Source organism: Pedobacter sp. UYP30, from assembly GCF_040547165.1.
In the GTDB taxonomy this organism is placed as follows: Bacteria; Bacteroidota; Bacteroidia; order Sphingobacteriales; family Sphingobacteriaceae; genus Pedobacter.
Map to the genome: position 1 here is coordinate 1 of NZ_JBEPPD010000039.1, position 10,546 is coordinate 10,546.

The window sequence follows — 10,546 nt, forward strand, 5'->3', positions numbered from 1 at the left end:
TTAAAAAGACAATCTTTGATAATCTATTTAAAAGAATGATAAAACATCAACATATTGGTTGGAAATCTATTGTAGTGCCTAAGTAAGTAACTCGATAAATCCTTATCAATACTCTTATCGCTATCCTCTATTATTTGTCGATAAATATCCAGAGTATTTAAGTCGTCTCGTATTTTCATAATTTTTATTTTAAAATTTTAATCGTAACGTTAGCTGCTTCATCAACATTGCTTAGCACCTTATCTATTTCACCTTTTTTGAATGCTTCTATAACTTCGTTGGCTTTAGCTTTATCGTTTGGAAATTGTTCTCGTATTCGCTTATAATTCTGATCTTTAATCCAGTCATCGCTCATTTGCTTTCCATCTTTGGTTTTTCCAAGTTGTGCCTTCCCATAGTTTGCTTCATCAATCACAAATTTAGGTGGTGGTGTCGAATTTTCATAGATACCATCAATACCTTTTTCTATTTTGTTATCTCAAGCAGTCGGGGATTTTTTACCTATGCGTTTAAGATTGTCGCCCGACTTTTTTAACGCGGGGTTTTCGGTTAAATTCTTCTTGGCCGCCATCTCGCCAAGGTTACCTTTTTGCTTTGCGGTAGCTGTTAGTGGGTCGAACTTGTTCATCGCTTCTTCTACAAGTTCATCCGCATTTTTAGAAGCCCACGGCCCACGCCCTCGGTAGCCACAAAAGAGAAACACAAAAGCCTCCGAAAAGAAGGCTTTTAATAATTTAAATAGGCTGTCTTAACTCATCTAGCAAACTCAATATATCCTTTATTTCTCTTCGTCGTCGTCCAATAAAGTCCATCTACCTCCATCAGCTTTAGGTTCTTCCTCAGTCGGAAATTCATCAAGATTAATAGGCTGATCGTCAAGATCATTTTCTATAACTGAAATAAAAAACCCTTTAGTTGGTCTAAGTATATAAATCATTACTGAATCAAAAGGGGATAACATTAAATCATGCGGTGTTGTATATCCAATAATTACAGGTTTACCATAATATAAATCTGACTCATCTTCCAAATCACAATCCCATCGTCCGCCAATGTTTTTTCTTACAACCTCACCAAAATAACAAGCAATACTCTCAATGTCGTCACTATTTTCATCTATGCTGTTTTTTTTAAAGTAATCTTCTAAGTCTTCAAGACTTTCAAGAGAATAATTTAAATTATAACCTTGTTGCTCTGATTTGGTTTGTAAATCTTCTAAATAGTCACTCATGTTAAACATAAATAACCCAAAATTTTCTTCTAATTTTTCTTTGGAGTTCATATTATTTAAGGAATTTGTGTTCCGATTTTATATGTAATTTTTGCCTTATCAAGAGCTTTTAAAAGGGGTTTACTACCCCCTTTTTCGAGAATATATTCGACTTTATAACCTCTTTTTACTAGCCATGCATCTTTTGGGATATCAAATTCTCTAACCTGTTTTGTTAGTGATAATTTACCAGTTTTTAACTGGCCCATATATTTTTCCTCATGCCTATAAATATCCACTTGTCTATAAGTGAACTTTGTCTTTACTGTTTTGCTCGTACCTCCAAATAATTTTCCATAGTCATCTTCTTTACCTAACCCAACTTTGGGATTTTTCATATTGGTTTCGTATTGCTTACTCCATCTCTCATAACTCCATTTCTTCGGGTTATTCATCATTTTCTCCTCATACTCTGCCCACCTTGCTGCTTTATGCTCGGCACTGCCAGCAAATAACTTAGCTTTTTTAGTATTAGAAACCACCTCTCCAAGTTCTCTTCTTATACCGACCTTCAAAGCCTCTGCTGCTTTTAGTTTTTCTGCTAATTCTAATGCCTTTGCCGCCCTTAAAGCTTCTGCTGCTCTTAGGGCTTCAGCAAGCCTAGCTGCCTCTGCAGTTTTAGCCAATACGTCTATCTTTTTCATCGCGCTTGTTTTAGAATTCCTTGCTACGATGTCAATACCATTCCCAGATTTGTTCTGAACTTAGTTGACGGTTTAGGGTTAGTATAAAAAAAGCAAAAACTAGTTTTTTTTGCTTTTTGTAACTTTTTAGGAAACCTTTCATTTTAATCCCCCAATAAATCTACCACCTTTCATATTGTCATCTTCTAAAAAAGGTCTTGCTTTCCATAAGTTCCTGCAGCTGATCTACCTGTAGTTCGTTATACATTGCATTGATTATTTCAATACAATTCTCATAAGAACCTAGAATCTGGAAAGAAGCCCCACTTGTTTCATAAGATTTGGCCGGGATATCGATAATCCATTTGTCTTGGGCACTCCACGCGAACTGAACGAAACGGTCTTCACTATCTATCAATCCAAAGAATGCACCTTTAACATCCGGCAGATCATAGAAAGCTTCGAGAGCTTCCTCAATACTGGCATCATAATCGTTAAGTTCATAATCCCATTCAGGATCGAATAGAAATATCTTCATCTAATTTAAATAGTTTTTTAATGCCTTTTCAAATTTTGGCAGGGCTAAACTAAGATTTCCGGTAACTTCTCCCGTTTGTGTCTCTCTTAGTCCAAATTTCATCTTAATGAGATCTTGAAAACATACTATGATTGTTCTTAGAACTGTTTCGTCTGTTTCGCTATTAAATGCCAAAAGATATACAGCGGCTATTTTTTTATTCAGTCTAGCATTGCTAAAACTTATCTGTCTCAATGCAGTGGCCGCATAGGCTCTAAGTTCCGAATTTTTATTTTTTGTCAACTCATTCTCCAGTAATGGAATATCTTCGCTCTTACCCAGCCAACCAATAACTATTATTCCATAATATTGGTCTCTAAAACTTTCACTCTTTAAAAAATTAACGGCTATCGGTTTAACTTCCGCACAGTCCATGGTGCCTAATATGAACAAAGCTTCTGCCTTTAAGTCGGAGTTCTGTTCTGTTGTTATTTTTCCTAATAAAAATGACTTTCCTGAATCGCCATGTCTTTCGAAAGCGCCTCTAATCTCGTAAAATAAGTAAATGTTTTGTCGGTTTTTTAATAATTGATAATGAAACTCTAAAAATTGAAGCTCATTTGTACTTGACAATTTATCAATAAAATTAATCATCTTTACCTCATCGTAGTTTTTCTGTAATGCAAAGTATTCTAATTTTAATTCGATTAGTGTCATAATCTATTTATAATTACGGGGTGGAAACTTATGGTATTTAATTCTATTGCATGGCGTATGCAGTTTTATGTGCTCACTTTTTCTAAGAGTCTTCATATTATATTCCTTGTCTAATGCTTGTTTTCCTTCAATGGTTCTTCGAGTATAAAGAGGCTGAGTGTGGTCTACCTGATACCCTGTTGGTACTTTGTTTCCTTTAGATTTTAGTATTTGTTCTCTGGCTCTGCCGGAAAGCCCGCTATTAGGGTCTTTAGCATCTCTGAGCAACGTCTTTTTCCGTTCGGAGATACTTCTTTTGAAATCTACGGTATTTGGGTCTTTCGCAAAACGACCGTTTTTCTCTCTCAGTACGCCGTTGGGGTCTCTTTTAACGACTTTTATACCGTCATCCGCACTTTTAGAAACCACCTCTCCCAACTTCCTAGCTTCAGCTGTATTTTCCCCTGCCTTCAATGCCTCTGCTGTTCTCAATGCTTCTGCCGCTTCTAATGCCTTTGCCGCCCTTAAAGCTTCTGCTGCTCTTAAGGCTTCAGCAAGTCTAGCCGCCTCTGCGGTTTTGGCCAATACGTTTGCTCCCTCTGCACCGCTTACCACGGCCTTTACTTCCCCAACTCCCGTTGCCATCAAAGCCGTCTCAAAACCACCGCGCCCGGTATAGTTGCCCCAGTCTCGTGCGCTTTGCTTCGAAGCCCAAACCTTGGCGCTTGCAAGGGCTTTTTTGGTCTGCTGCAGTCCAGCCTTTGCCGCGTTCTCTACATTGGCCGGCGTGGTAACCCAATTATACGCATCTATATGTGCCTGACCAAAATCTGTTACCACTTTTTTCACATTGCCTTGGGTGGTTAGCCAGTCGGCGGCCGCCTTAGCTAATGCTTTTTCATTTAAATAAAAAAGAACCTAATGTATCTAGGTTCTTTAAAAATATAATTTGCTGAATTTACAAAATCAAATAATTATTCCTTACTCAGCCGCTCAATCTCGTCATGAAGTTCTTGATCCCAGATAAATTCCATATCAAATTTCCCGGTGGAAGATAACGTGAATATTGCCCTATTCCATTTGTTGTTGCCACCTTCGGTGGTTATTGCGTGGAGATTTAAAATTGATTTTGCCAATGAGAATCCTCCCGGTGCATTGAATCTTCCTGTTTCATCTAAATATCCTTTAAAATCAACACTACTTCCAACAACTTCTAAATGCAACTGAGCCTTTACCCAATTTTGAACACCTATAGAACCAGCAATTGCTTGTCCTAATTTATCATATATTTCATCTACTGTTTCCATAAAAAATATTAATTTATAAATACTTTGCTATTTTTAATTCCATCAATCCAATAGTCGACTTCTAGTCCGGCAGGTCTTTTACTAACTCCCTCATAAATGTTCCTGATATCCACTTCTACTTTTTTCGGAGGAACCTCCTTTAACGCTTTTGCCCAATCACTTTCCATTTTCTTCCAAGCACCTTGGTTTAATCCCTTCTGCATAGGCACGTAGTTGATCTGTTCTCCGGCACCTTTAAACTGATGCCCTATCAAGTGCCCACCTTCGTCAATGCCTTTTGTTCCATCTTTTAACGTTACCAATTTCCCTTGTTGGTATCCATTCCTACCTAGCTTACCAAGCTCCATATCGCCCTTAACTCGTTTTACTCTACCTAATTCATCTGTTTCGTAGATTTTGTCCCCTACCTTATATTTAGAATTCGGCTTCAATTTGTTATTTAAAATCTTATTCCAATTTCCTTTAGCACCTGGAGTTAATTCTATTACGTCGTCCGCACCTCTAGAAACCACCTCTCCAAGTTCTCTTCTTATACCGACCTTCAAAGCCTCTGCTGCTTTTAGTTTTTCTGCTAGTTCTAATGCCTTTGCCGCTTTTAAAGCTTCTGCTGCTCTTAAGGCTTCAGCAAGTCTAGCTGCTTCTGCCGTTTTGGTCAATACGTTTGCACCCTCTGCACCGCTTACCACGGCCTTTACTTCCCCAACTCCCGTTGCCATCAGCGCAGCCTCAAAACCACCGCGCCCGGTATAGTTGCCCCAGTCTCGTGCGCTTTGCTTCGAAGCCCAAACCTTTGCTTTAGAAAGCGCTTCCTTGGTTTGGTTTAATCCTGCCTTTGCTGCATTCTCCAAATTCCCATCTGTGGTAACCCAATTATACGCATCTACATTCGCCTGTCCAAAATCTGTGAAGACTTTTTTTACATTGCCATCGGTGGTTACCCAGTCGGCGGCCTTTTTTACCCCATCTTTTGTGGATATCGCGGCATCTTTAATGTTCTCTGCCGTTTCGGTAGGGTGGGTGACCGCATGTATCGCCGCGTTCTCTAACTTGTCGGCAGATTCGGCCAAGAACACGAGTCCCTCACCGATGCCCTTTACACCGCCGTAGATCCCCTCGCTAAGCCCAAGCTTAAAGTTCTCTATCTTGCCGGACCAGCTACCTCCCGCATTGTTGAGCTTTTCTTGCTCGTCGAAGCTTTTTTTTATCAAATCATCAAGTTTTCCGCCCCATTTTTTAACCGTTGCATAGTTGCCCTCTTCTCGGTTCTTTTTTATGGCGGCCATTGCCGCAGGAAAGGAAAACTCTATACCTATCTTGCCGCCAATTCCACAGGGCAGCTTGGAATCGTCGAGCAGCTTGCGGTTAGGGCCAATATCCACATTTTCTTGTGCGCCTGTCCATAATAACGGCACAGGTTGGCACTTGCTCCGTGTAATGGTGCAAACACCGAGACAGGGAATGTTTACGTTGGCCAGCTTATCCCCTTCCGTAGCCGAGTTTTTCCTTTGAAGCTAATTATTTATGGGATTGGACACACTGAGATACAGGCACAGTAGAAATTTAGATATACCAGATAGGAGTGCTTAAAAAAAAATTTGAAAATAGATCGTATTAATAGTGCCGAAATTAAAATTGCAACGTTTTAGCATCACCACTTTCTATAATTTTTATAGATAATTTTTTTGAAATCGAATAGGTATCATTTATCTCTTCCTTAACGTCTGCGGTTGCACTGATGACTTTTCCGGTTAACGCGTCGAGATGGTATGTCGCTTCGATTACAAACAGATATTTTTTAAGCTCATAAACAGACTGTTCCAGATTCCGTAACGATGAGATTAAACTTTCTTCGTTTTTATTTCTTAAAGTTAATTTAATTGTGTTTCCATTTCTTTCGTAAGAAATGCCTCTCATTTGATAGTCAAAAGAGAAATTAGATAAAAGACCGGATCTATAAGTGTGGTTTTCGGTGGTGGACTCATTTCCTCCCGTGTAGTGGTTAAAATGATAGGTATCTGGAATCATTAATAGGAACTGCCAATTATTGCTGATAGCTAGATGCATTTTAGGTAGTCCTTTTTTATAACCAAGTATAAATCCGCGTCGTTGCCAATGTGTTTGATATAACTTTGGTATAAGTTCAGTTTTTGCTATTTCCCAATCCCGTTGAAGCTCTTCGGTATTTCGGATTTCTTTTACTTCTCCTTTTAGGTTTCTTGCAAGTTTGTATGTTTGAGAGATTTCACTCAAAGCAATTAGCTCGGGAATGTGTTTTTTAAATGAGTCTTCCTCTGTAGAAATTTTTGTATTTCTTAAACTTAGGATATTTACTATTTCTTTTGGAAGGATTTCCTGCTGTACGCTACATTCTAATTCGGTAAGGTAAATTAATGGTTCGTGCTGGTTTTCTGTAACTGAGGTGACCTCACATGCAACAGAATAATCTGCAGAAAAATGCCGGAGCGTTAAAAGCTCTTTATTATAAGATTGGTCTGATAAAAAATCAAAAAACGACATTACTAGAATTCTTTAACTTACTAATATTTTGGATTTGCAATTTTTCTCCTTTAAATACCTCATCAAATTCTCCGGGTTGCCAGCGCTTCATTTTTAGTAGGCCTTCCCAATCACCAAACGCTGGTGCATCTTCCCAATTGTTTGCTACATTTAGTGGGCGTTTACTGGTCCAGATACATTCTTCGGACGCGTCTTTTTCCCGTTCGGTAACCTTCACATTCCCATTGGTTTCAAATGTATAAATCCACGATTTAAAATCGTCATCATCACCACTTTTCCCATCCTCAAACTCCCAAAACATCATGCCGATACAAAAGTATTTACCATTTTCTTGTTTTCTAAAAACGTAATACATGAAAAGACGCTGATATTCATCAAGAAAAAAAACAGTTATATCTTTTATTACATCCATTTCTAGGCCGCAATCAACATTTGCAGCATCCCTAGGTTTGCAAACTGAAAAAGGCAAATCATTGGCATAAGCGTATTTTGCATATTCCTCTACATTGGTACAGGTTTTTAAAAATTTCTTTGCAGCTTTAGCCTCCTCGGCTCTTTCTGCGGGGAGATGCATGTTATTACCGTATTAAAAGAGCGTATCTTCCTCACTTTGCAATTTTCGTTTCCCTCTAAACCATTCTCTATATAAATATTTATCCATTTTACCAAAATTTTGAATTATCCTTAAATCTCCTCAACATCACAATTCGAAATTTGGAAATTTTTCAAAACATTATAGGCATCTACCGAAACATTTAGCATCATGTTTTCTATAGAGAACCAAAAATCATCCTTCATAGGTATTCCATTAACCTTCAGCCACTTAAAAACCGGCAATGAACGGTCGGGATAAATTTCCTCAAAATGCTCAGATTTAGACACTGTAGCTGTGTCCAACTGAAAACCATTTAGTTGGCTCTTGATCAAGGCATCTGCTAACTTATCTGTAACTATAAAGTGGGCTGCCTCAGTAATCAAGTCATCTCCTAACCAACCGTCAAACTCGTAACACATTGATGAAATCTTTATAGGCCTAGTAGTAACATCGACGATACAATCATCTATGATAGTTCCTGCAACCTCTGGATATAATTCGTAATATTTCATTAACCTGGGATGTTTTCTACATTAGACTTTAGGTATTTAAGATATTGACCGTCCTCATTTTCAAAAATCTCTTTTCCTTCGAGCATATATGCTCTCAAAAGCTCATCAAGTGCTTTATGTTTTTCTTCTAAATTGAATAAAACTTGCCCCAGTCTTAGGTGAACAAATCCGGTTACTTGCCCATCCGGGCAGTTTAATGCATTGTAAAAATTTTCTTTGGCAAGAGTGTATTCCTGCTTAAAAAAATACATATCGCCAAGGCTTGCGTATAGCCAAAGGCTTGCTTCATAACTATTTTTAGGAGCGGGCACAATTTTTAAAGCTGCCTCAAATTTTAAAATTGCTGCGTCAAAATTATCGTTATCCACAAAAACATTTCCTTCTTCACTAAGCTTTTCTATTAAAGCAAAATCTTCATTACTTATTTCTTTATTCATTTTAAAATTACTTTAATTCAAGAAACATTTAATGTTGGTTATTTTTTTAATAAATCAATGTATTCTTGTGGTGCTTCTTGCCACCCACTTCCTTCTGATTTTTGGAAAGATATTCGAAATTGCTTTTGGGCTTCGTCCAAATTGCCCATTTCATAATATACTTTACCTTTCCAAAATTCACCGTCACCTAAATCGTTAGCACTATAAATTGTATAGTATCGAAATATAATATCTGCCCAATTCATAGCATTTTTATAATCTATCAGTCTTACTAGATAAATTTTACAAATCACTTCTGCGATTACATTACTCATCACTACTCCTTCTTTAGGCTCAGGAAATAAACTCCATGCTTCCAGCATCACGGTGAGTGCTTCATTATATTTTTTTTCTCTCATAAGAACATTTGCTTCGCTTTTCTTTTTTAAAATAGCTTGTTCACATTCAACATCAAGTTGTTTCATAATCTATTAATCAATTAAATATTAATTTTTAGGTAAACCATATCTATTCGTTTTGCCTAATATCGCCCCATCTGATGTGTTGTTTTTAAAAAAAACTCTTTATTCCAATCTAGTTGTTTTGTGGATTATTAAAAAACTCCGAGTATTTTTCATCACCACTTCCAAAGCAGTGACCATCAGAGTCTTTGAAAGCTTTCTCAAATGCAATTTTCGCTTCAGTAAATTCTTTTTTCTCGAAATAAATTTTACCTTTCATTAAAGAAACTTCCCCAGGGTGTTGTTGTTGGATTTTATCAAGGTTGTCGAGAGTTCTTAACCATTTTTCTGCCTTCTCAAAGTTGATATAGTATGTTGAAAATAATGTTATCATAGTGCTTGCGATACGAAAGCTCTCTTCCCACTGCTCTTTTGGGTCAGGTAATAATTCCCATTGAGAATGAACGGCAGATACAAAACCATCAAAATTCTTCTCTCTAAAACATTGTCTTGACGTGGTTGAAAATTCGTCGAGTTGCTTTTGCAGTTTACTATCTACTTCTTGACTTGCCATAATATAATTAGATTTTAAATTATTTCATTAAAGGTGTTAAATATTTTTCCGTTGAAAGCGCGCCTCTGCTTCGGTTTGCTCTAAAATATTCATATTCGTAATTTTTACTGTCCAACATCCAATCACGGACTTCTTTTGATTTGGATCCATATTTTATTCCTTTTGTATTCCACCAACTAACAGCGTCTTCTACATGGCCCATATCTGCTTCTTTAATATTTCGCCAGATTTTATTTTCAGCATCCCAAAATTCTTTAGTTTCATTACCAAATCTGTCAAGCACTCTTTTCGCTTTGCCCTCTTTTACCATTCGCTCAAAAACTTCTATCCCTGTTCTGCTAGCCTTACCAGGGGTTCTTCCAAGATACATTAACCTTTTGCTCAGTGTTTTTATTTCGTCAATTATTGCCTTAACACAAGCAACATTATGGACTAAAAACCAAAGCAATCCCACAAAATACGTCTGCCAACCTTTTACCTCTATATTAAATACCGTAGTGCGTTTGTAGGGTTGCTCATGTCCTTCTTCTATACCTACGGGGGACAAAGACAACTCAAATATTTCCCTAATTTAATTTGGGAATAGGTGTGTTCAATTTAACAGAAAGCTTGACTTATTATTTACATTAGCTAACTCTTTCAACGCTCAATTACAGTCAACTAAAAGGCAAGCACTTAAATTTCATTGTCAATATTTGCAATATTCGGGGTCTGTAAGAATTTTTTATACCAATCTTTTAATAGTTTAATATCATTAACTCTTGGGCAGGCAATTTCTACAATGCTTTTTATTTTTTCTACAAATTTTATGATGTGATTTTTAAGCTCGGTTGCGTCAAGGAGTTCAAAATCTATTGAGGAATTCCATTTATCCTTAGAATAATTTTGTACCTTAATATTATTAGTTGATTTTGAAAATAATAATTTTCGGTCAGTCCCCATTTCGTAAAAATCTAAAACGTATTTCGAGTTACTTACTTAATAAACACGTATATTAGTATCAAAATCAAATATATGAACAATATTTTTAGGGGTGAGAATATTTTAGCCTTCATAAA

Annotated in this window: 17 protein-coding genes and 1 pseudogene; all 18 read right to left on the reverse strand. The window is 36.9% G+C overall.

What is annotated here, in order from left to right; genetic code table 11:
* Positions 1-184 precede the first annotated feature (184 nt).
* Positions 185-415 carry a hypothetical protein gene (locus ABIB40_RS20275; RefSeq protein WP_354361709.1) on the reverse strand — a complete coding sequence of 77 codons (231 nt, stop codon included), beginning with the start codon at positions 413-415 and terminating at the stop codon, positions 185-187.
* A gap of 63 nt (positions 416-478) precedes the next feature.
* Positions 479-703, reverse strand: coding sequence for a hypothetical protein (locus ABIB40_RS20280; protein ID WP_354361711.1), 225 nt, complete (start codon positions 701-703; stop codon positions 479-481).
* Positions 704-778: 75 nt separating this feature from the next.
* Positions 779-1,282: a hypothetical protein gene (locus tag ABIB40_RS20285; protein ID WP_354361713.1), complete on the reverse strand. Its 504-nt coding sequence runs from the start codon at positions 1,280-1,282 to the stop codon at positions 779-781.
* A 5-nt stretch (positions 1,283-1,287) separates the two neighbouring features.
* Positions 1,288-1,914, reverse strand: coding sequence for a hypothetical protein (locus ABIB40_RS20290; protein WP_354361715.1), 627 nt, complete (start codon positions 1,912-1,914; stop codon positions 1,288-1,290).
* Between the two features lie 178 nt (positions 1,915-2,092).
* A complete protein-coding gene (locus ABIB40_RS20295; RefSeq protein ID WP_354361717.1) occupies positions 2,093-2,431 on the reverse strand; it encodes a hypothetical protein in 339 nt (112 codons plus the stop codon).
* Positions 2,432-3,127, reverse strand: a complete 696-nt coding sequence (locus tag ABIB40_RS20300; protein ID WP_354361719.1) for a HEAT repeat domain-containing protein — start codon at positions 3,125-3,127, stop codon at positions 2,432-2,434. It abuts the gene before it with no gap.
* A 3-nt stretch (positions 3,128-3,130) separates the two neighbouring features.
* On the reverse strand, positions 3,131-3,955 hold the full coding sequence (locus tag ABIB40_RS20305; RefSeq protein WP_354361721.1) for a hypothetical protein: 825 nt from the start codon (positions 3,953-3,955) through the stop codon (positions 3,131-3,133).
* A gap of 125 nt (positions 3,956-4,080) precedes the next feature.
* A complete protein-coding gene (locus ABIB40_RS20310; protein ID WP_354361723.1) occupies positions 4,081-4,413 on the reverse strand; it encodes a hypothetical protein in 333 nt (110 codons plus the stop codon).
* Positions 4,414-4,421: 8 nt separating this feature from the next.
* Entirely contained in the window at positions 4,422-5,696 is a 1,275-nt protein-coding gene (locus tag ABIB40_RS20315; RefSeq protein ID WP_354361741.1) for a DNA/RNA non-specific endonuclease, read from the reverse strand.
* A gap of 30 nt (positions 5,697-5,726) precedes the next feature.
* A pseudogene (locus tag ABIB40_RS20320) lies at positions 5,727-5,909 on the reverse strand (PAAR-like protein); the annotation flags it as partial.
* Positions 5,910-6,039: 130 nt separating this feature from the next.
* Positions 6,040-6,930, reverse strand: a complete 891-nt coding sequence (locus ABIB40_RS20325; RefSeq protein WP_354361725.1) for a hypothetical protein — start codon at positions 6,928-6,930, stop codon at positions 6,040-6,042.
* Positions 6,917-7,504 carry a hypothetical protein gene (locus ABIB40_RS20330; RefSeq protein ID WP_354361727.1) on the reverse strand — a complete coding sequence of 196 codons (588 nt, stop codon included), beginning with the start codon at positions 7,502-7,504 and terminating at the stop codon, positions 6,917-6,919. The genes ABIB40_RS20325 and ABIB40_RS20330 overlap by 14 nt, the downstream gene beginning before the upstream one ends.
* 110 nt (positions 7,505-7,614) lie before the next feature.
* Positions 7,615-8,037 (reverse strand): hypothetical protein, encoded by a 423-nt coding sequence (locus tag ABIB40_RS20335; protein WP_354361729.1) that lies wholly within the window; start codon positions 8,035-8,037, stop codon positions 7,615-7,617.
* Entirely contained in the window at positions 8,037-8,474 is a 438-nt protein-coding gene (locus ABIB40_RS20340) for a tetratricopeptide repeat protein (protein WP_354361731.1), read from the reverse strand. The genes ABIB40_RS20335 and ABIB40_RS20340 overlap by 1 nt, the downstream gene beginning before the upstream one ends.
* 38 nt (positions 8,475-8,512) lie before the next feature.
* Positions 8,513-8,938 carry a hypothetical protein gene (locus ABIB40_RS20345; protein ID WP_354361733.1) on the reverse strand — a complete coding sequence of 142 codons (426 nt, stop codon included), beginning with the start codon at positions 8,936-8,938 and terminating at the stop codon, positions 8,513-8,515.
* Between the two features lie 109 nt (positions 8,939-9,047).
* Positions 9,048-9,488, reverse strand: a complete 441-nt coding sequence (locus tag ABIB40_RS20350; protein WP_354361735.1) for a hypothetical protein — start codon at positions 9,486-9,488, stop codon at positions 9,048-9,050.
* Positions 9,489-9,507: 19 nt separating this feature from the next.
* A complete protein-coding gene (locus ABIB40_RS20355) occupies positions 9,508-10,041 on the reverse strand; it encodes a GH-E family nuclease (RefSeq protein WP_354361737.1) in 534 nt (177 codons plus the stop codon).
* A gap of 122 nt (positions 10,042-10,163) precedes the next feature.
* Positions 10,164-10,430 carry a hypothetical protein gene (locus ABIB40_RS20360; protein ID WP_354361739.1) on the reverse strand — a complete coding sequence of 89 codons (267 nt, stop codon included), beginning with the start codon at positions 10,428-10,430 and terminating at the stop codon, positions 10,164-10,166.
* Positions 10,431-10,546 lie beyond the last annotated feature (116 nt).

Bases quoted from the DNA above. Each gene is read 5' to 3' on its own strand.
- ABIB40_RS20285 (WP_354361713.1), bottom strand. From the start codon at position 1,282: ATGAACTCCAAAGAAAAATTAGAAGAAAATTTTGGGTTATTTATGTTT.
- ABIB40_RS20290 (WP_354361715.1), bottom strand. From the start codon at position 1,914: ATGAAAAAGATAGACGTATTGGCTAAAACTGCAGAGGCAGCTAGGCTT.
- ABIB40_RS20295 (WP_354361717.1), bottom strand. From the start codon at position 2,431: ATGAAGATATTTCTATTCGATCCTGAATGGGATTATGAACTTAACGAT.
- ABIB40_RS20300 (WP_354361719.1), bottom strand. From the start codon at position 3,127: ATGACACTAATCGAATTAAAATTAGAATACTTTGCATTACAGAAAAAC.
- ABIB40_RS20310 (WP_354361723.1), bottom strand. From the start codon at position 4,413: ATGGAAACAGTAGATGAAATATATGATAAATTAGGACAAGCAATTGCT.
- ABIB40_RS20315 (WP_354361741.1), bottom strand. From the start codon at position 5,696: ATGGCCGCCATAAAAAAGAACCGAGAAGAGGGCAACTATGCAACGGTT.
- ABIB40_RS20325 (WP_354361725.1), bottom strand. From the start codon at position 6,930: ATGTCGTTTTTTGATTTTTTATCAGACCAATCTTATAATAAAGAGCTT.
- ABIB40_RS20330 (WP_354361727.1), bottom strand. From the start codon at position 7,504: ATGCATCTCCCCGCAGAAAGAGCCGAGGAGGCTAAAGCTGCAAAGAAA.
- ABIB40_RS20335 (WP_354361729.1), bottom strand. From the start codon at position 8,037: ATGAAATATTACGAATTATATCCAGAGGTTGCAGGAACTATCATAGAT.
- ABIB40_RS20340 (WP_354361731.1), bottom strand. From the start codon at position 8,474: ATGAATAAAGAAATAAGTAATGAAGATTTTGCTTTAATAGAAAAGCTT.
- ABIB40_RS20345 (WP_354361733.1), bottom strand. From the start codon at position 8,938: ATGAAACAACTTGATGTTGAATGTGAACAAGCTATTTTAAAAAAGAAA.
- ABIB40_RS20350 (WP_354361735.1), bottom strand. From the start codon at position 9,488: ATGGCAAGTCAAGAAGTAGATAGTAAACTGCAAAAGCAACTCGACGAA.
- ABIB40_RS20360 (WP_354361739.1), bottom strand. From the start codon at position 10,430: ATGGGGACTGACCGAAAATTATTATTTTCAAAATCAACTAATAATATT.